General features: G+C 70.9%; 16 protein-coding genes. 9 read left to right on the top strand and 7 right to left on the bottom strand.

Annotated features, from left to right (window positions below):
* Positions 1-199: 199 nt before the first annotated feature.
* A complete protein-coding gene (locus tag ASF44_RS08935; protein WP_056898868.1) occupies positions 200-2347 on the top strand; it encodes a CHASE2 domain-containing protein in 2148 nt (715 codons plus the stop codon).
* Position 2348: 1 nt separating this feature from the next.
* Here the strand turns inward: ASF44_RS08935 and ASF44_RS08930 are convergent, their stop codons facing one another.
* The 3 genes from ASF44_RS08930 to ASF44_RS08920 all read right to left on the bottom strand — a co-directional run bounded on the left by ASF44_RS08930 (position 2349) and on the right by ASF44_RS08920 (position 4188).
* Positions 2349-2942 (bottom strand): OmpA family protein, encoded by a 594-nt coding sequence (locus ASF44_RS08930; RefSeq protein WP_156374411.1) that lies wholly within the window; start codon positions 2940-2942, stop codon positions 2349-2351.
* A complete protein-coding gene (locus ASF44_RS08925) occupies positions 2942-3379 on the bottom strand; it encodes a FecR domain-containing protein (RefSeq protein WP_056898866.1) in 438 nt (145 codons plus the stop codon). Before ASF44_RS08925 ends, ASF44_RS08930 begins: the two co-directional genes overlap by 1 nt.
* A gap of 68 nt (positions 3380-3447) precedes the next feature.
* Complete coding sequence (locus tag ASF44_RS08920; RefSeq protein ID WP_082524617.1) at positions 3448-4188, bottom strand: Crp/Fnr family transcriptional regulator; 741 nt, start codon at positions 4186-4188, stop codon at positions 3448-3450.
* A 101-nt stretch (positions 4189-4289) separates the two neighbouring features.
* Between ASF44_RS08920 and ASF44_RS08915 the strand changes: the two genes are divergently transcribed.
* The 8 genes from ASF44_RS08915 to ASF44_RS08880 all read left to right on the top strand — a co-directional run bounded on the left by ASF44_RS08915 (position 4290) and on the right by ASF44_RS08880 (position 13784).
* The gene (locus ASF44_RS08915; RefSeq protein WP_056898865.1) at positions 4290-6236 is read left to right on the top strand and encodes a long-chain fatty acid--CoA ligase; all 1947 of its coding nucleotides are present in this window, start codon (positions 4290-4292) and stop codon (positions 6234-6236) included.
* The gene (locus tag ASF44_RS08910) at positions 6236-7063 is read left to right on the top strand and encodes an ABC transporter ATP-binding protein (RefSeq protein ID WP_056898864.1); all 828 of its coding nucleotides are present in this window, start codon (positions 6236-6238) and stop codon (positions 7061-7063) included. The genes ASF44_RS08915 and ASF44_RS08910 overlap by 1 nt, the downstream gene beginning before the upstream one ends.
* 8 nt (positions 7064-7071) lie before the next feature.
* Entirely contained in the window at positions 7072-8001 is a 930-nt protein-coding gene (locus ASF44_RS08905) for a branched-chain amino acid ABC transporter permease (protein ID WP_056898863.1), read from the top strand.
* Positions 8002-8172: 171 nt separating this feature from the next.
* Complete coding sequence (locus ASF44_RS08900) at positions 8173-9237, top strand: branched-chain amino acid ABC transporter permease (RefSeq protein ID WP_056898862.1); 1065 nt, start codon at positions 8173-8175, stop codon at positions 9235-9237.
* 40 nt (positions 9238-9277) lie between these two features.
* Entirely contained in the window at positions 9278-10585 is a 1308-nt protein-coding gene (locus tag ASF44_RS08895; RefSeq protein WP_056898861.1) for an ABC transporter substrate-binding protein, read from the top strand.
* A 4-nt stretch (positions 10586-10589) separates the two neighbouring features.
* Entirely contained in the window at positions 10590-11429 is an 840-nt protein-coding gene (locus ASF44_RS08890) for an ABC transporter ATP-binding protein (protein WP_056898860.1), read from the top strand.
* Between the two features lie 24 nt (positions 11430-11453).
* Entirely contained in the window at positions 11454-12713 is a 1260-nt protein-coding gene (locus ASF44_RS08885; protein ID WP_056898859.1) for a phenylacetate--CoA ligase family protein, read from the top strand.
* A gap of 93 nt (positions 12714-12806) precedes the next feature.
* Positions 12807-13784 (top strand): tripartite tricarboxylate transporter substrate-binding protein, encoded by a 978-nt coding sequence (locus ASF44_RS08880; protein ID WP_056898858.1) that lies wholly within the window; start codon positions 12807-12809, stop codon positions 13782-13784.
* A gap of 126 nt (positions 13785-13910) precedes the next feature.
* On the opposite strand, the gene ASF44_RS08875 is transcribed toward ASF44_RS08880, so the two are convergent.
* Genes ASF44_RS08875 through ASF44_RS08860 form a run of 4 tightly spaced genes read right to left on the bottom strand, consistent with a single transcriptional unit; the run spans position 13911 to position 19604 of the window.
* Positions 13911-15266, bottom strand: coding sequence for a DUF3526 domain-containing protein (locus tag ASF44_RS08875; RefSeq protein ID WP_056898857.1), 1356 nt, complete (start codon positions 15264-15266; stop codon positions 13911-13913).
* Positions 15263-16750 (bottom strand): DUF3526 domain-containing protein, encoded by a 1488-nt coding sequence (locus ASF44_RS08870; RefSeq protein ID WP_082524616.1) that lies wholly within the window; start codon positions 16748-16750, stop codon positions 15263-15265. Before ASF44_RS08870 ends, ASF44_RS08875 begins: the two co-directional genes overlap by 4 nt.
* Entirely contained in the window at positions 16747-17472 is a 726-nt protein-coding gene (locus tag ASF44_RS08865; protein ID WP_056898856.1) for an ABC transporter ATP-binding protein, read from the bottom strand. The genes ASF44_RS08870 and ASF44_RS08865 overlap by 4 nt, the downstream gene beginning before the upstream one ends.
* A complete protein-coding gene (locus ASF44_RS08860) occupies positions 17472-19604 on the bottom strand; it encodes a TonB-dependent siderophore receptor (protein WP_056898855.1) in 2133 nt (710 codons plus the stop codon). Before ASF44_RS08860 ends, ASF44_RS08865 begins: the two co-directional genes overlap by 1 nt.
* Positions 19605-19653: the final 49 nt, after the last annotated feature.

The following is a 19653-nucleotide window of genomic DNA, read 5'->3' as shown; positions in this document are numbered from 1 at the left end:
AACCACGCGCAGCGGGGAGCGTGGGGGCCACACGCGCCGCGCCGGGCCGCCCCAAGCAAGCGGGCACCCCCTCGGGGGGCAGCGAACCACGCGCAGCGGGAAGCGTGGGGGCCACATCCGCCGCGCCAGGCCGCCCCAAGCAAGCGGGCACCCCCTCGGGGGGCAGCGAACCACGCGCAGCGGGGAGCGTGGGGGCGACATGACCAGGCGCTGGCGCATGGCGGGCCAGGCGGGCGTGCTGGGCGCGACGCTGGCGCTGGCCTTGGCCGTGCTGCTGGCCGATCCGGCCTGGCTGCGCGCCCTGCGCCACGGTGTGTTCGACCAGTACCAGCGCTGGCAGCCGCGCAGCGGGCCGGACATGGGCGTGCGCATCGTCGATGTGGACGAGGACAGCCTGGCGCGGCTGGGCCAGTGGCCCTGGCCGCGTACGCGCCTGGCCGAGCTGGTCGAGCGCGCCCGCGCCGGCGGCGCCGCGGCGATCGGCTTCGACGCCGTATTCGCCGAACCCGACCGCAGCGCGCCCCGCGCCCTGCCGCAGCTGGCGGCGCTGCCGGCCGCCGCGCGTGCCGCGGTGCTGGCCCTGCCCGATCCCGATGCGCGCTTCGCCGCCAGCCTGGCCGATGTGCCGGCCGTGCTCGGCTTCTCGCTGCGGCCCGACGGCGCGGAAGTTGCGAACGGCGCCCCTGCCTCCTTGCCCGAGCGCGCGCGCTTCGTGCAGCTGGGCGCCTCGGCGCTGGCGCACGTGCCCGAGGGCGGCAGCGTGGTGGCGCCGTTGCCGCTGCTGGCGCAGGCGGCGGCCGGCCATGGCGCGCTGTCCTTCCTGCCCGATGGCGACGGCGTGCTGCGCCGCGTGCCGCTGGTGCTGCGCACGGGCGAGCGGCTGCTGCCCTCGCTGTCGGCGGAGATGCTGCGCGTGGCCCAGGGCCAGACCAACTACCTGCTGCGTGCAGACGACGGGCCGGCCGGCGGCCTGACCGAACTGCGTGTGGGCCGCTACGCGCTGCCGGTCACGGCCGAGGGCGAGCTCTGGCTGCACTACGGCGCCAGCGTGCCGGCGCGCCGCATCCCGGCATGGCAGCTGCTGCAGGGCCAGGTCGATCCCGCGTCGCTGCGCGGCCGGCTGCTGCTGGTGGGCAGTTCGGCCCAGGGCCTGCAGGACCTGCGCTTCACGCCGCTGGGCAGCGTGGTGCCTGGCGTGGAAGTGCATGCGCAGGCGCTGGAGCAGATGCTGTCCGGCGCGCTGCTGCGCCGCCCGGCGGGGCTCGATGCGCTGGAGGCGCTCGCGCTGCTGCTGGGCGGGCTGCTGGTCGGCACGCTGGCCTTCACGCGCGGGCCGCTGCCCTCGGCGGCGGCCTTGCTGGCGGTCGTCGGTGCCTTCGCCGGGGCCAGCTGGTGGGCCTTCTCGGCCCAGCGCCTGCTGGTCGACCCGCTGGCGCCCGCGCTCGGCGTGCTGGCCGCCTTCGGGGTGCCCAGCGTGCTGCGCCACCATGCCAGCGAGCAGCGCCGGCGCTGGCTGGCGCGGGCGTTCTCGCGCTATGTGTCGCCCAACCTGGTCTCGCACATCGTGCGGCATCCGGAGCAGCTCGCGCTGTCGGGCGAACGGCGCCACTGCAGCTTCATCTTCACCGACCTGGCCGGCTTCACGGGCCTCATGGAACGCATCGACCCGGCCGATGCCGTGGGCCTGGTGAACGGCTACCTGGACGGCATGATCGCCATCGTGTTCCGCCACCAGGGCACGCTGGACCGCTTCATCGGCGATGCGCTGGCCATCATGTTCTCTGCCCCGCTCGCCCAGCGCGACCACCGCCAGCGCGCCTACGACTGCGCGCTGGAGATGCAGCGCTTCGCCGACGGCTACGCCCGCGGCCGCGGCCGCCCGCTCGGGCACACGCGCATCGGCGTGCACAGCGGCGAGGTCATCGTCGGCAACTTCGGCGGCCACACCATGTTCGACTACCGCGCGCTCGGCGACGCGGTCAACACCGCGGCGCGGCTCGAGGGGGCCAACAAGTACCTGGGCACGCGGGTCTGCGTGTCCGAGGCGCTGCTGGCGGGCTGCGCCGGTGCGCGCGCGCGTCCGGTGGCGCGGCTGCTGCCCCAGGGCAAGACGCAGCCGCTGCAGGTGTACCAGCCGTTGCACGACGGACTGCCCGGGCCGGTGGACGAGGCCGCCATCGCGGCGTACGCAGCGGCCTACCGGCAGCTCGCCGGCGAGGCGCCGCAGGCGCTCGCGGCCTTCGAGGCGCTGGCGCAGCAGCAGCCCGGCGATCCGCTGGTGCGGCTGCACCTGGAGCGCCTGCGCCGCGGCGAGCGCGGCGACCTCATCGTGCTGGCGGGAAAGTAGTTCAGCGGACCGTGACTTCGACGCGCCGGTTGCGCGGCTCGGGCGTCTCGTCGGGCGTGGGCACCAGCAGGTTGGTCTCCCCGTGCGAGGTGATCTCCACCTGCTGGGCGGCGGCGATGGCTTCCTTGAGCATCTGGCCGACCTGCTCGGCCCGGCGCAGCGCCAGCGCGGCGTTCTGCTCGGCGCCGCCCACGGTGTCGGTGTGGCCGATGATGGACATGTCGGCCGTCGCACGGCTCTTCACGTCGGCCAGGATGTCGGCCAGCAGCGCCTGCGAGGACGCCGTCATCTGCGCATTGCCCGCGTCGAAGTACAGCACGAACACCCGCGGCGGGCGCGGCTGCGCCGCCATGGCCGCGCCGGCGTCGCGCTGCAGCTGCGCAGGGCTCAAGGTGAACGGCGTGGCCGGCCCGTCGAGCGCCACGGCCTCGCGCGGCTGGCGCAGTTCGGCCGTGCCTGAGGGGCCGCGGTAGACCACGCGGCCGGTGCTGCCGTCGGCGTTCTCCAGCAGCGCGACGTAGGCCCGCGGCGGTGCCGGCGGCGTGGCGCAGCCGGCGAGCACGGCGGCCGCCAGCAGTGCGGAGCAGCGCCGCATCATGGCTGCACCACCGCGACGAAGCGCGTGCCGCGCACGCCGATGATGCCGGTGGGCGTCTTGATCTTCACCGCCTCGGGCTTGAGCCTGGCGATGGCGCCCGACACGTACTGCAGGCTGCCGGTGCCGATGTTGCCGCCCAGCTGCAGGCGGCCCTGCGCCGGCGCGAACAGGAAGTCCTCCAGCGTGAAGGTGGTCGACGGGCCGAACGACAGCATGGTGTTGTCCTTGAGCGTGATGCCCAGGCTGCCGTCCGCGCCCGTGCGCACCACGTCGCCGACGGAGACGGGCGTGCCGGGTTGGGCGGCCACGGCCTTGCCCGCCGAGACGATGCTGGCCTGGCCGCCGGTGGTCTTCACATAGCCGGCCACCTGCGCCGAGGCGCCAGCGGTGGTCAGCGCCAGGCATGCGCCGAGGACGAGGGAAAGCTGCTTCATGGGGGTCTCGTGCCAAGCGCACGGTGGTTCGCGAACGCCAGGACGATACACCGTGGCGCCGGCCGGTTTCAGGCGGCGGCCTGGCCCGGCACCTCGGTGCGCAGCCGCTCCAGGTCCAGCACGCGCAGGCCGCCGTACTCGGTGCGGATCAGCCCGCCCTTCTGCAGCGTGGCCAGCGCCTCGTTCACGCGCTGGCGCGACAGACCCACCAGGTAGGCCAGCTCCTGCTGGGTGATGCGCAGCACCTGGCCCACGCCGGGGTACAGCACCGGGTTGAACAGGGCGGCCAGGTTGCGCGCCACGCGCACGTCGGGGTCGGCCAGGCGGTCGATCTCGCGCGCGGCGATGAACTGGCCGAGCCGCTCGTTGAGCTGGTTCATGACGAAGCGGTTGAAGCCGATCGAGTGGTCCAGCAGCCAGTGGAAGCTGTCCACCGGGATGCCGGCCACCACGCTGGCGCGCAGCGCCTGCACGTTGTAGCGGTAGGGCTCGCGCTTGAGCGCCGTGCCCTCGCCGAACCAGCCGCCAGAGGGCAGGCCGGCGAAGGTCATGGTCTGGCCCTGCGCGGTCTCCGAACTCATCTTGAGCAGTCCTTCGATCACGCCGAACCAGTAGGTCACGGGCCGGCCGATGCGGCAGACATGGTCGCCGGGCCGTGCGTTGACGGCCGTGATCTCGGGCAGCACGCCGGCACGCTCGTGCGGCGTGAGCTCGGCCAGCCAGGGGATGGCGTCGAGTTCGCGCACAGTGGGGGGACGGCGGCGCTGGTGCAGCGGCGGGGCTTCGGGTAATTCCGGGGGAGGGGTCACCCTTAAATTGTCGTTGAGCCGACATGATGGCGTCAAAGTCCCGCCTACGATGCGGCCACTTCTGCATGGCTGTGCTTGCTGGAGCCGAATTTAGGAGCGTCATGGACACCACCTTTCCCCAACTGCTGCTCAGGCATGCCGCCGAACGGCCGGATGCGCCGGCCATGCGCGAGAAGGAGTTCGGCATCTGGCAGACGCTGAGCTGGCGCGCGCTGGCCACCATGGTCGAGCACGCCGCCTGCGGGCTGCAGCAGGCCGGCCTGCAGCGCGGCGAACACCTCGCGGTGGTGGGGGCCAACCGGCCGCGGCTGTACGCCTGCATGCTGGCCGCGCAGGCACTGGGCGCAATCCCCGTGCCGCTGTACCAGGACGCCGTGGCCGCCGAATGCGTGTTCCCCATGTCCAACGCCGAAGTGCGCATGTGCGTGGTGGAAGACCAGGAGCAGGTCGACAAGATGCTGGAGGTGCGCAGCCAGTACCCGGCGTTGACGCACATCTGGTACGACGATCCGCGCGGCCTGCGCAACTACGGCGACAGTGGCCTCGCGGGCCTCACGGAACTGCTGGACCTCGGCAAGGCCCGCGCCGCGCAGGACAGCGGCTTCCTCCAGGCCCAGGTGGCGCAGGGCAGGCCCGACGACGTGGGCGCCATGTTCTTCACCTCGGGCACCACGGGCAACCCCAAGGGCGTGGTCCACACCCACCGCAGCCTGCTCAACCGCGCCCGCGCAGGTGCCGACTTCGACAAGCTCACCGCCGACGAGGACGTGCTGGCCTACCTGCCGCCCGCCTGGATCGGCCAGAACATCTTCAGCTATGCGCAGTGGCTGGCCTGCGGCTACGTGGTCAACTGCCCCGAGTCGGCGGCCACGGTCGGCATCGACCTGAAGGAGATCGGCCCGACCTACTACTTCGCGCCGCCGCGTGTGTTCGAGGGCCTGCTGACCAGCGTCATGATCCGCATGGAGGACGCCGGCCGCATCAAGCGCGCGATGTTCCACCGCTTCATGGACGTGGCGCGCCGCGTCGGCCCCGCGCGCATGGACGGCAAGCCGCTCTCGCTGGGCGACCGCGTGCTCTATGCGCTCGGCGACCTGTGCGTCTACGGCCCGCTGCGCAACACGCTGGGCTTCTCGCGCGTGCGGGTGGCCTACACCGCGGGCGAGGCCATCGGCCCGGACCTGTTCACCTTCTACCGCGCCATCGGCATCAACCTCAAGCAGCTCTACGGCTCCACCGAGACCGCGGTGTTCGTGTGCCTGCAGCCCGACAACGCCGTGCGTGCCGACACCGTGGGCGTGCCCATCGAGGGCGTGGAGATCAAGGTGGCCGACAACGGCGAGATCCTGGTGCGCTCGGCCGGCCTGCTCAAGGGCTACTACAAGAACCAGAAGGCCACCGACGAGGTGCTGACGGCCGACGGCTGGTACCACACCAGCGATGCCGGCTTCCTCGACGCCAGCGGCCAACTCAAGATCATCGACCGCGTGAAGGACGTCGGCCGGATCAAGGGCGGCGCCAACGACGGGGCCATGTTCGCCCCCAAGTACGTGGAGAACAAGCTCAAGTTCTTCCCCTACATCAAGGAGGTCGTGGCCTATGGCGACGGCCGCGCCAGCGTCGCCGTGATGCTCAACATCGACTTCGAGGCCGTGGGCAACTGGGCCGAGCGGCGCAACCTGCCCTACGCCGGCTACACCGACCTGGCGCAGAAGCCCGAGGTCTACGAACTCATGCGCGAGTGCGTGGAGAAGGTCAACGCCGACCTTGCGCAGGACGGCATGCTGGCCGGCAGCCAGGCCAGCCGCTTCCTCGTGCTGCACAAGGAGCTGGACGCCGACGACAACGAGCTCACGCGCACCAACAAGGTCCGGCGCGGCTTCATCGCCGAGAAGTATGCGGTGCTGATCGACGCGCTGTACGGTGCCAAGGCCGAGCAGTTCATCGAGACCCAGGTCAAGTTCGAGGACGGCCGCACCGGCAGCGTGAGCGCCACGCTGCGCATGGGCGATGCGAAGACCTTCGCGCCCGTGCGGAAGGCCGCATGATGAACGCGTCGACCATGAACGAGACCACCGCCCTGACGTCTTCCACCGGCCGCCGCATCGGCGACGTGATCCTGGAGGTCAAGAACATCAGCCTGCGCTTCGGCGGCGTGAAGGCGCTGACCGACATCAGCTTCGACGTGCGCGAGCACGAGGTGCGCGCCATCATCGGCCCCAATGGCGCGGGCAAGAGTTCCATGCTCAACTGCATCAACGGCGTCTATGCGCCGCAGGAAGGCGCCATCACCTTCCGGGGCAAGACCTTCAGGCACATGAATTCGCGCCAGGTGGCCGAGATGGGCGTGGCGCGCACCTTCCAGAACCTGGCCCTGTTCAAGGGCATGAGCGTACTGGACAACATCATGACCGGCCGCAACCTGCGCATGAAGAGCAACCTGCTCTGGCAGGCACTGCGCTGGGGCCCGGCCGAGCGCGAGGAGATCGCGCACCGCGAGAAGGTCGAACGCATCATCGATTTCCTGGAGATCCAGCCCTTCCGCAAGACGCCCGTGGGCCGGCTGCCCTACGGCCTGCAGAAGCGCGTGGACCTGGGCCGCGCGCTGGCGATGGAGCCGCAGGTGCTGCTGCTGGACGAGCCCATGGCCGGCATGAACGTGGAGGAGAAGCAGGACATGTGCCGCTTCATCCTCGACGTGAACGACGAGTTCGGCACCACCGTCGTGCTGATCGAGCACGACATGGGCGTGGTGATGGACATCTCGGACCGCGTGGTCGTGCTCGACTACGGCAAGAAGATCGGCGATGGCGCGCCCGACGAGGTGCGTGCCAACGAAGACGTGATCCGCGCCTACCTCGGCACCACGCACTAGAGAAAGCCATGGGATTCTTCCTCGAAACACTGTTCGGCGGCCTCATGGCCGGCATGCTCTACGCGCTGGTCGCGCTGGGCTTCGTGCTGATCTTCAAGGCCTCGGGCGTCTTCAACTTCGCGCAGGGCGCGATGGTGCTGTTCGCGGCGCTGGCCATGGCGCGGTTCTCGGAGTGGTTCCCCAAGTGGCTGGGCTTCGAAAGCCTGCTGCTGGCCAACGTGCTGGCGCTGATCGTGGCGATCGCGGTGATGGGCGTGCTGGCCTGGCTGATCGAGCGCCTGGCGCTGCGCCAGCTGGTCGGCCAGGAGCCCATCGCGCTGCTGATGGCCACGCTGGGCATCGCCTACTTCATCGACGGCGCGGGCCAGCTGCTGTTCGGCAGCGCCACCTACAAGATCGACGTGGGCATGCCCAAGGACCCGATGATGGTGCTGGAGAACACCTTCGAGGGCGGCCTGCTGCTGAGCAAGGAAGACCTCTACGCGGCGCTGATCTCGGCCCTGCTGGTGATCGGCCTCACGCTGTTCTTCCAGAAGACGCCGACCGGCCGCGCGCTGCGCGCCGTGGCCGACGACCACCAGGCCGCCCAGTCCATCGGCATCCCGCTGTCGCGCATCTGGGTCATCGTCTGGACCATCGGCGGCATCGTGGCGCTGGTGGCCGGGATCATCTGGGGTTCCAAGCTCGGCGTGCAGTTCTCGATCTCGCTGGTGGCGCTCAAGGCGCTGCCGGTGGTGATCCTGGGCGGGCTCACCTCGGTGCCGGGCGCCATCGTCGGCGGGCTCATCATCGGCGCGGGCGAGAAGCTGTCGGAGATCTACATCGGCCCCATGCTGGGCGGCGGCATCGAGAACTGGTTCGCCTACGTACTGGCGCTGGGCTTCCTGCTGGTGCGCCCGCAGGGCCTCTTCGGCGACAAGATCATCGACAGAGTATGACCACCCCCGTCGCTTGCTCACTTCGTGTAGCCGCATCCCCCCTCAAGGGGGCGCACCCAGCGGCCTGGCAGAGCCAGTTCCGCGGGTGCACTCGCATGGCCTGCTCCGCGGCCATCGGTTCAATGGCCTGTTTTGCGACGCCTCGTTCGCGGCACGCGGTGGAGTTCTGAGATGTTGTACAGAGAAAACGGCCAGTTCAAGCAGACCTACCGCAGCGACCTGCAGATCTTCCCGGTCCTGCAGGACCGCATCGCCATCTGCGCGCTGCTGCTGGTGGCCTTCGTCGCCGTGCCCATGCTGGCCAGCGACTACTTCTTCCGCGCCGTGCTGATCCCGTTCCTGATCCTGTCGCTGGCCGCGCTGGGGCTGAACATCCTGGTCGGCTACTGCGGGCAGATCTCGCTGGGCACGGGCGCCTTCATGGCCATCGGCGCCTACGCGGCCTACAACCTTCAGGTGCGCTTCGACGGCATGCCGCTGATCCTGTCGCTCATCGGCGGCGGGCTCGCGGCCACGGTGTTCGGCGTGCTGTTCGGCATCCCCAGCCTGCGCATCCGCGGGCTGTACCTGGCGGTGGCCACGCTGGCGGCGCAGTTCTTCACCGACTGGTTCACCAACCGCGTGAAGTGGGTCACCAACGACTCGCCCTCGGGCTCGGTCAGCGTGGGCGCGCTGTCGTTCTTCGGGGCGCCTGTCGAGACGCCGGCGCAGAAGTACCTGCTGTGCCTGGCCATCGTCTGCGTGTTCGCGCTGCTGGCCAAGAACCTGGTGCGCGGCGCCATCGGCCGCCAATGGATGGCGATCCGCGACATGGACGTGGCCGCCGCCGTCATCGGCATCCGCCCGGTCTACGCCAAGCTGTCGGCGTTCGCGGTCAGCTCGTTCATCGTCGGCGTGGCCGGCGCGCTGTGGGCCTTCGTGCACCTGGGCTCGTGGGAGCCGGCGGCCTTCAGCATCGACCGCTCGTTCCAGCTGCTGTTCATGGTCATCATCGGCGGCCTGGGCTCCATCTCGGGCGCCTTCTTCGGCGCGGCCTTCATGGTGCTGCTGCCGCTGCTGCTCAACTATGTGCCGCACTGGCTGGGCCTGCCGCTGTCCACGGCCACGGCCTCGCACCTGGAGCACATGATCTTCGGCGCGCTGATCGTGTTCTTCCTGATCGTCGAGCCGCATGGCCTGGCGCGCCTGTGGCTCACGGCGCGCGAGAAGCTGCGCCTGTGGCCCTTCCCGCACTGACCTCTGTCCGAGCTTTCCCACCCACCCCCAGGAGACAACCATGAAACTGAAATCCCTCGCTGCCGTTGCCGCGGCCTGCCTGTCCATGCTGGCTGCGCCTGGCGCCCACGCCCAGTCCGAGCAGTTCGTGCCGCTGCTGGTCTACCGCACGGGCCAGTTCGCGCCGCTGGGCATCCCATGGGCCGACGGCAAGCAGGACTACCTCAAGCTCGTCAACGCGCGCGATGGCGGTGTCAACGGCGTCAAGCTCACGTACGAGGAATGCGAGACCGCCTACGACGCGGCCAAGGGCGTGGAGTGCTATGAGCGCCTGAAGGGCAAGGGCGGCGGTGCCGCCGGCTTCGACACGCAGTCCACCGGCATCACCTTCGCGGTGACCGACAAGGCCTTCGCCGACAAGATGACGGTGGTGACCATGGGCTACGGCCTGTCGCAGTCGGTCGATGGCACGGTGTTCGAGTGGAACTTCCCGCTGCTGGGCACCTACTGGACCGCCGCCGACGTGATGGTGCAGGACATCCTCAAGAAGGAGAAGGGCAGCCTGAAGGGCAAGAAGATCGCGCTGGTCTACCACGACTCGCCCTACGGCAAGGAGCCGATCGCGCTGCTGCAAAAGCGCGCCGCCAAGGACGGCTTCGAGCTGTCGCTGTTCCCGGTCACGCCGCCCGGCGTGGAGCAGAAGTCCACCTGGCTGCAGATCCGCCAGCAAAAGCCCGACTACGTGCTGCTGTGGTCGGCCGGCGTGATGACGCCAGCCGCCGTGCGCGAAGCCCAGGCCACCGGCTATGCGCGCGACAAGATCTACGCCATCTGGTGGGCCGGCTCGGACCACGACGTGAAGGACATCGGCGCCGGCGCCAAGGGCTACAACGCCATCACCATCCACAACAGCGCGGCCAAGGACAAGGTGCACGACGACCTGCGCAAGTTCGTCTACGACAAGGGCCAGGGCACGGCCAGCGACGCGGGCGAGGTCGGCGTGATGGCGCACACGCGCGGCATGATGATCTCCATGCTGCAGGTGGAGGCGATCCGCGCCGCGCAGGAGAAGTTCGGCAAGGGCAAGGTCATGACGCCCGAGCAGGTCAAGTGGGGCATGGAGAACCTGGACCTCACGGCCGACAAGCTCAAGGCGCTGGGCTTCGGCGAGGTCATGCGGCCGGTCAAGACCTCGTGCAGCAACCACATGGGCACCGACTGGGCGCGCATCGTGCAGTGGGACGGCGGCAAGTGGAACATCACGTCCGACTGGTACCAGGCCGACAAGAGCCTGATCGACCCGCTGGTCAAGGAGCTGTCGGCCAAGTACGCCAGCGACAAGAAGATCACGCCGCGCAGCTGCTCGTAACGCCATGTCCGACCTGCCTTCGGCCGCGCGCCGCGATGCGCCCGACGCGTTCCTCGATGTGAACGGCATCGAGGTCATCTACAACCACGTGATCCTGGTGCTCAAGGGCGTCTCGCTGCGCGTGGACGAGGGCAGCATCGTGGCCCTGCTGGGCGCCAACGGCGCCGGCAAGACCACCACCCTGCGGGCGGTGTCCAACCTGCTGCACGCCGAGCGCGGCGCCGTGACCAAGGGCTCGATCGCGCTGCGCGGCGAGCGCATCGAGAACCTGACGCCGGCCGAGCTGGTGGACCGCGGCGTGATCCAGGTCATGGAGGGCCGGCATTGCTTCGCCCACCTGACCATCGAGGACAACCTCATGACCGGCGCCTACACGCGCAAGGACGGCAGGGCCGCGGTGGAGCAGACGCTGGAGAAGGTCTACAACTACTTCCCGCGGCTCAAGACCCGGCGCACCAGCCAGGCCGCCTACACCTCGGGCGGCGAGCAGCAGATGTGCGCCATCGGCCGTGCGCTGATGGCCAACCCGAAGATGGTGCTGCTCGACGAGCCCTCCATGGGCCTGGCGCCGCAGATCGTCGAGGAGGTGTTCGAGATCGTGAAGGATCTCAACACCAAGGAGGGCGTGACCTTCCTGCTGGCCGAGCAGAACACCAACATGGCGCTGCGCTACGCCGACTTCGGCTACATCCTGGAGAGCGGGCGCGTGGTCATGGATGGCGCGGCCAGCGCGCTGCGCGAGAACGAGGACGTCAAGGAGTTCTACCTCGGCACCGGTGGCGAGGGCCGCAAGAGCTTTCGCGACGTCAAGAGCTACAAGCGCCGCAAGCGCTGGCTGGCATGAACCCCTTCTGAGATCGACAGCAGCATGAATGCAGCCACCCTCGATGCGCGCGAGACGCGTGACCCCGCCGAGCGCGAAGCCGCGCTGCTGTCCGCCCTGCCGGGCCTGATCGCGCACGCCAAGGCGCGCAGCGCGGCCCAGGCCGAGCGGCTGGCGCAGGTGGACCCGGCGGCCATCGACAGCCGCGCCGCGCTGGCCGGCCTGCCCGTGCTGCGCAAGCACGACCTGCTGGCGCGCCAGCAGGCCGCGCGTGCGGCCGGCGGCGACCCGTTCGGCGGTTTCGCGGCCAGCGGCTGGAGCGGCCTGCACCTGGCGCGTCGCGCCAAGCGCGTATTCCAGTCGCCTGGCCCGCTGTACGAGCCGCAGGGGGTGGACGAAGACAGCTGGCGCATGTCGCGCGCGATGTACGCGGCCGGGTTTCGGGGTGGCGAGCTCGTGCACAACAGCTTCAGCTACCACCTGACCCCGGCCGGCGCGATGATGGAAGAAGGCGCGCTGGCGCTGGGCTGCACGGTGTTCCCGGGCGGCGTGGGCAACACCGAGATGCAGCTGCAGGCGATGGCCGACCTGCGCCCGCACGGCTACTGCGGCACGCCCAGCTTCCTCAAGATCGCGCTCGAGAAGGCCGCGGGCCGGCCGCTGTCGATCTCCAAGGCGCTGGTCAGTGGCGAGGCCTGCCCGCCCTCGCTGCGCGACTGGTTCCAGGCCCAGGGCATCGCGGCCTACCAGTGCTACGCCACGGCCGACATCGGGCTGATCGCCTACGAGACGCCCGCCCGCGAGGGCCTGGTGCTGGACGAGCAGGTCATCGTGGAGATCGTCGGGCCCGACGGCGTGCCGCTGGCCGAGGGCGAGGTCGGCGAGGTCGTGGTCACGAGCTTCGATCCCGACTACCCGCTGATCCGCTTCGGCACCGGCGACCTCTCGGCCGTGCTGCCGGGCCACTGCCCCACGGGCCGCACCAACACGCGCATCAAGGGCTGGATGGGGCGCGCCGACCAGACCACCAAGGTGCGCGGCATGTTCGTGCACCCCAGCCAGGTGCAGGAGATCGTGCGGCGCTTTCCCGCGCTGGGCCGCGTGCGCCTGGTGGTCAGCGGCGAGATGGCCAGCGATGCGATGGCGTTGCACGCCGAATGCGCCGCGCCCGACGAGGCCTTGCGCGCCCGCGTGGCCGAGGCCATCCGCGAGCTGACCAAGCTGCGCGGCGACGTGCAATGGTGCGCCGCGGGCAGCCTTCCCGACGACGGCAAGGTCATCGACGACCAGCGCAGCTACCGGTAGGCGGGCTGCACTGGTAGTTCTCAGAATTTCCCTACAGGGAGTACGGGGCTACCATCCGCGCCGTTATTTCACTTCGGTTGCAGAGGAGTCAAGATGAACAAGCTGCTGACGGCCGCCGCTCTGGCGGTTGCCGCGATGGGTGTGCAGGCCCAGGATTTCCCGGGCGGCAAGCCCATCACCATGGTCGTGCCGTTCGCGGCCGGCGGGCCGACCGACCGCGTCGCGCGCGACCTGGCAGAGGCCATGCAGCGCCAGTTGGGCAACAACCCGGTGATCATCGAGAACCTGGGCGGCGCCGGCAGCACCATCGGCACGACCAAGGTGGCACGCGCCAAGAACGACGGCTACACGCTGCTCGTCACGCACGTGGGCATGGCCACCACGCCCGTGCTGTACCGCAAGCTCTCGTACAACTACGAGACCGATTTCGAGTACCTGGGCATCGTCAACGACGTTCCCATGACGCTGATCGGCAAGCCGGGCCTGGCGGCCAACAACTTCGCCGAGCTGCGCACCTGGATCGGCCAGAACGGCGGCAAGGTCAACTTGGGCAATGCCGGCATCGGCTCGGCCTCGCACCTGTGCGGCCTGATCTTCCAGAGCGAGCTGAAGGCCGAGATGACCACCGTGCCGTACAAGGGCACGGCGCCGGCAATCGCCGACCTGCTGGGCGGGCAGATCGACCTGCTGTGCGACCAGACCACCAACACCACCTCACAGATCGAGGCCAAGAAGGTCAAGGCCTACGCCGTGACCACGGGCAAGCGCCTGAGCACCCCGGCGTTGAAGGACCTGCCCACGCTGGACGAGGCCGGCCTGAAGGGCTTCCAGGTCACGATCTGGCACGGCCTGTATGCGCCCAAGGGCACGCCGCCTGCAGTGCTGACCAAGCTCAACACCGCGCTGAAGGCCGCCCTGAAGGACCCCGAGTTCATCAAGAAGCAGGAAGGCCTGGGCGCCGTGGTGGCCAACGACAAGCGCGTGGAGCCGGCCGAGCACAAGAAGTTCGTGCAGGCCGAGGTGGCCCGCTTCGGCCCGGTCATCAAGGCCGCCGGGCAGTACGCGGACTGAGCCGACCACTGGAGCCGGCCCGGCTCCGACGAGAACCGCCGCGCGCAAGCCCGGCGGTTTTTTCATGGCCGGGCCGCCCCGACATGAAAGCGCCGTTCTCGCAGCGGGGGAGCGTGGGGGCCGCTTTCATGCCCGCAGCCGCCGCGTGGCGAGGCCGCCGGCCAGCAGCGCCAGCGCCGCGACCACGGCCAGCGCGAGCAGCGGCGTGGCGGTGCCGTGCGTGTGCAGCGGCGGTGGCGTGAAACGCGGCACGCTGGCGAAGTCGTCCGCGCCGAGCGGCCGCTCGCCGAACAGGTAGGGATAGAAGAAGCCGCGCAGCCGGGTGTGGAAGTCGACCACCGCGTCCTGCTGGGCCAACTGGGCCGACAGGTCGGTGGCGGCCGCCCGGTGCAGCACGGTCTGCACGCCCACGCCGGGCAGCAGCCAGCCCAGCCGCTCGGTCCAGCGCTGGCGCGCCTGCAGCGCCGCGCGCCAGGCCTGCACGTCCGCGGCCACGTCCTCGTCGCCCAGCTGCTGGAAGGCGAAGTACCACTTCCAGTGGAAGCCCGAGGGCAGCGGGGCCGTGCCCTGCCATGCGGGGTGGCCCTGGAAGAAGCGCGCCATGGTTTCCTCGCGCGGTAGATCCCAGGCGCCGTGCACGCGTTCGCGCTGCGCCAGCGCCGCCTCCACCCCCTGGTGGGCGGGCAGTGCGCGGGCCATCGCGGTGTGCGCCAGCGTGGGCAGCACCAGCGTGAGCAGCACCCAGCAGCCCATGAGCGCCATGGCATGCGCGGCCGGGCTGCGGCCCCGGGCGCCGATGGCCAGGGACAGGCCGCTCCAGAACGCCACGTAGGCGAGTGTGGCCAGCACCGGTGCGACCAGCATGGACGGCGGCACGCGCAACCACAGGGCCGCGGCCAGCACGGGCAGCAGCAAGCACAGCGCCACCAGCGCGGCGCGCAGCGCGGCCCGCCGCAGCCACAGCCGCGGCCCCGCACACGGCAGTGCGAGCAGCGTGGCCAGGCGGCCGGCGCGGCGCTCGCCGCTGACCAGGTCGTACAGCAGTGCGACGAGGAACAACGGTGCCAGGTAGACCAGCACGAAGGCGTGGTCGAAGCGCCCCGCCAAGGCCAGTTCGGGGTTGAAGTGCTCGCCCTCGTGCAGCTGCGACTGCAGTGCGAGCGCACGCACGCGCAACACCAGCGGCGTGGCGTCGCGCAGGCCCAGCGCCAGGAAGGCCGTGGGCGAGGGCGGGCTCCAGGCGGCGTGCTGGCCGTAGTAGGCGGCCGAACCGGCGTCGCCGCGCGCCAGTGGCTTGCGGGTCTGCGCGGCCAGGTCCTGCTGCTGCAGCGGGGCCAGGCGTTGCAGCGTGTGCTGCTGGCGCGCGGTCTCGCGCGCGCCGGACAGCACGGCCAGGCTGGACAGCAGCAACAGCAACGCGAGCGCCGCCAGGGCGAAGGGCGTGCGCGCCAGCAATCGCCATTCGTGCGTCCAGGCCCTCATGGCATCACCTTGCCGATGCGGCGCGTGGCCAGCGCCAGCGCGCTGCCCAGGCCTGCCAGCCACAGCAGCAGCACCGCTGCGGCCGGTGCCGCCGTGCGCAGCGCCTGCGCGGGCGGCGTGGCCTCGAAGCGGAACACCGCCAGGTCGTGCCAATGCGCGGCGCCGATGCGGTCGTCGCGGCTGGAGCGGTCGCCCGCCAGCGTGAGCTTCTCGGCCTGCAGGCGGTTGAGCGATTGCACCAGCGCGTAGCGGTGGCGCTCGCCTTGTTCCAGGAAGCTGCGGTAGGCCGCGAGGTCGGTGCCGGCGGTGGCCATCGAGAGCCGGCGCAGCGCGAGCAGCGGGCTCAGCAGCGCCGCGCGGTCGACCCAGTCCAGCTGGGCCTGCTGCCGTGCGAAGCCGGCATCGGCATGGCGCACGAACAGCCCGGAGGTCAACCGTTCGCCCTCCATCGCCACCAGGCCCTTGTAGTTCAGCGGCAGGTCCTGCACGCGCGCCACGCCGTGCTGCGCCAGCAGCCGGGCGCGGAAGGCGGCAAAGTGCGGATCGTCCGGGTTGTGGCTGTCGCCCAGCGCCGCGAGTTCGCGCGCGATCGCGATGTCGGTCTCCACGCGCGTGGGCAAGGGCAGCGCGGCGCTGGCCAGCTCGGCGGCCAGGCGCGGCAGCAGCACCACGCCGACGGCCCACGCGGCCAGCAGCACCACGAGCGCGCTGCGCGCCTGCTTCAGCCAGGCGGAGACGCAGACGGTGCCCAGCACCCACAGGGCCAGCCACAGTGCGTAGCCGCCGGCCAGCGTGGCGGCCAGTGCGGCCGGGGCCGGCGTCGTGCCCGCGATCCAGGCCAGGGCCAGCAGCGCCGGCAGCAGCACCACGGCGGCCAGGCCGGCCAGTGCGAGCAGCTTGCCGGCCACGATCTGCCGTGGCCGCACGCCCTGGGCCAGCAGCACGCGCAAGGTGCCGGCCTCGCGCTCGCGCGCGAGCGTGGCGTGCCCCGCGAATACCAGCAGCAGCGGCGCCAGCACCTGCAGCACGAAGGCCGGCGTGAGCTGGCCGAAGCGCAACAGCAAGGAGGACTGGCGCACCTCGCTGAAATTGGCGCTGTTCTGCCGGTGGCCTTCGAGGAACAGCGTGTGGCCGGTCTGTGCATCGACACCGGGGTCGAACGCGGCCAGCGGGTTCAGCGGCCGGAACACGAAGTGGCCGTAGTGCACCATGCGGTGCGGGTGGCGGTCGGGCGAGGCTTCGAAGGCCTGGTCCACCTGGCCCTGGCGGCGTGCGCGCTCGGCGGCCAGCGCGTCGCGCTGCGCGGCGGCGTGCACGATGGCCACGGCCGCCAGCAGCAGCAACAGCACCAGGCCCAGCACGGCCACGCGGTCGCGCCGCAGCCAGCGCCATTCCTCGCGTGCGATGCGCAGCACGGGGTGGGCCGGCGGGCCCAGGGCTTCGCCTGCGGGGCGGGCCTGTCCGGAGGGCTGGGCGAGGCTCATGCCGACTCTCCTGCGGTGGCATAGCGCCGGTGCAGCGCGCGCACGTCGAAGCGCTCGGCGCCGCTGGCCGCCACCTCTTCGCGCAGCCGGCCCTGGTCGAGGAAGCCGATGCGGTCGGCCACGTCGGCCGCGCCCAGCAGGTCGTGCGTGACCATGAGGATGGCCACGCCTTCGCCGCGCAGCCAGCCCAGCAGGCGGCTGAACTCGGCCGTGGCCTGCGGATCCAGGCCCGAGGTCGGCTCGTCCAGCAGCAGCACGGGCACGCGGCGCGCGAGCGCCAGGCCGATGGCGACCTTCTGCCGCATGCCCTTGGAGAAGCCGGCCACGCGCCGGCCATGCGCGGCGGCGTCCAGCCCGGCACGCGCCAGCGCGGCGTCGATGGCGTCCCGGCCCAGGCCCTGGCCCGCGAGATCCAGCAGGTAGGCCAGGTTCTCGCGGGCGCTCAGGTGCTCGTACAGGGCCACGTTCTCGGGGATGTAGGCCAGCTGGCGCCGTGCCGCGGCGGCGTCGACCACGGGGTCGGCGCCCAGCACGCGCACCTGGCCGCGCGTGGGTTGCACGAAGCCCAGGAACAGGCTCAGCGTGGTGGTCTTGCCGGCGCCGTTGGCGCCGAGCAGGGCGTAGGTCTCGCCGGGGGCGACGGCGAGGTCCAGGCCGCGCAGGATGCTGCGGCCGGCGTAGCCGGCTTCGACGGCCTGGGCGTGCAATGCGGGTTGGGCCATCAGAACTTCGCCTGCAGGCCGACCGTGATGGCGCGCTCCATGCCGGGCGCGACCCACAGGCGGCTGAACGAACTCGTGTAGTAGGTGGCGTCGAACAGGTTGTCCACGTCCAGCGTGAGGCGCAGCGTGGGCGTCACGCGCCAGTAGGCGACCAGCTTGGCCGTGGTGTAGCTCGGCAGGTCGAAGGCGGCCGTGCCGGCGTTGGCCTCGGCCTGCGTGCGGGCCTGGCCCAGGCGCTGGCCCATGTGCGTGACGCCGCCGCCGATGCCGTAGCGCTGGCCGTTGGCCAGCGCGTCCTCGTAGACGGCCAGCAGGCTGCCGTTCACGCGCGGCACGTTGAGCAGGCGGCCACCCACTTGGAGGTTGTTGTCGCGCGTGATCTCCACGTCGTTGAACACCAGGCTGGCGTTGACGCGCCAGTGCGTGCTGAGCTGGCCGGCCAGGTCCAGCTCCAGGCCGCGCGAGCGGACCTCGCCGGCGGCAATGGAGTAGCCCGCGTTGGCCGGGTCGGAGGTCAGCACATTGCGCTTGCGGATCTCGAACAGCGCTGCTGTGGCGCCGATGCGCTGGTCTGCGCTCTCCCACTTGGTGCCGAGCTCCAGCGCGCGGCCGGTCTCGGGCGAGAAGGCGTTGCCGGCTGCGCTGCTGCCGGTGTTGGGGCGGAACGAGCGACCGGCGCTGGCGTAGACCGTCCACTGCGACGTGGGCAGCCAGCTCAGGCCCAGGCGCGGCGAGGTCGATGAAGGCTCCTGCGGTGTCGTGACGCCGGTGCGGCGGTTCAGCAGCGACTGGTCGTAGTTGTCCACGCGCACGCCGGCCAGCAGGCGCCACGCGGGCGCGAGCGTGATCGCGTCCTGCATGTAGAAGGCGGTGTTGCGCTGGCGCTCGAAGGTGTCGGTGTTCGCCACGGGCGTCGGCTGGGCCTGGCCATAGACGGGGTCGTAGATGTCGATGGCGTAGGGCTGGCTGGTGGTGGGGCTTGCGCGCAGCATCCGCGTGTCCATCTCGAAGCGGAAGCGCTCCACGCCGAACAGCAGTTCGTGCTGGATGCCGCCGGTGTCCACCTTGCCCTGCAGTTCGGCCTGCAGCGCAAGGTCGTCGGAGTCGTAGTCGCGCAGGCGGCGCTGGCGCGTGAGCAGGCCGTCGGCCTGCAGGTTCGTGGCCTCGGTGGAGTAGCCGTGGATGCCCGTGGTGCGCTGCGACAGGCCGAGACGGCCGGTCCAGCCGCTGGCCCAGATGTGCGAGAGGATCAGCTGGTGCGTGCGGTTGTCCACGCGCACGTCGCCGTCGGCCGGCTCGCCCAGGAAGCGCGTGCGCGGGATGGCGCCGAGCCGGCCGTTCGCAAGGGCCACCACGCCGCGGTCCAGCGGCGTCTCGTGGCGCAGGATCTCGCCCGTGTAGTCGAGCACCGTGTCCCGCGTGAGCTTCCAGGTGAAGGCCGGCGCCAGCACCTGGCGCTGTGAGCCCACATGGTCGCGCCAGCCGTCGCGGTCTTCCACGGCCACGTTGAGCCGGTAGGCGAAGTTCTCGCCGAGGGGGCCGGTGCTGTCGAGCGCGCCACGCTTCAGGCCATGGCTGCCGCCATAGGCCTCGACCGCATGCGCAGGCTTCCACAGCGGCCGCTTGGACACCACGTTCAGCGTGCCGCCCGGCTCGCTGCTGCCGTATAGCGCGGCGGCCGGGCCCTTCAAGAACTCGATGCGCTCCACGCCGGCCAGGTCGCGCGGCGCGTTGAAGCCGCGGCCCGACGAGAAGCCGTTGAACAGCGTGGCCATGCCCACGTTCTGGTCGCCCGGCATGCCGCGGATGGCGATGTTGTCCCACAGCCCGCCGAAGTTGTTCTGGCGCGAGACGCCGCCCACGTAGTCGAGCACGTCGTCCAGCCTGGTGGCGCCCAGGTCGTCGATGGCCTGGCGCGTGACGACGCGCACGGACTGCGGCAGCTCGCGCAGCGGCAGCTCGGTCTTGGCGCCTGCCGCTTCTTCGGCGTGGTAGGCGCCCGAGGCGGTGCGGCCGACCACCTCGACGGTGGAGAGCTGGGTGTCCTGGGCGAGGGCGGGCATCGCCACAAGCAGGGCGGCGCTGGACAGGGCGAACGGCAGCGGCCGCCGCGTGAAAGAAGCAGGGGTCATGGATGAAGGGCAGCAAGACGCCGCCCGGCCGCATGCCGGGCAGGCTGAG

The sequence above is a fragment of the Pseudorhodoferax sp. Leaf274 genome, assembly GCF_001422445.1.
Lineage (GTDB): Bacteria > Pseudomonadota > Gammaproteobacteria > Burkholderiales > Burkholderiaceae_C > Pseudorhodoferax.
Note: the sequence above shows the minus strand (reverse complement) of the source record. Positions and strands in the feature narration are given on the sequence as shown.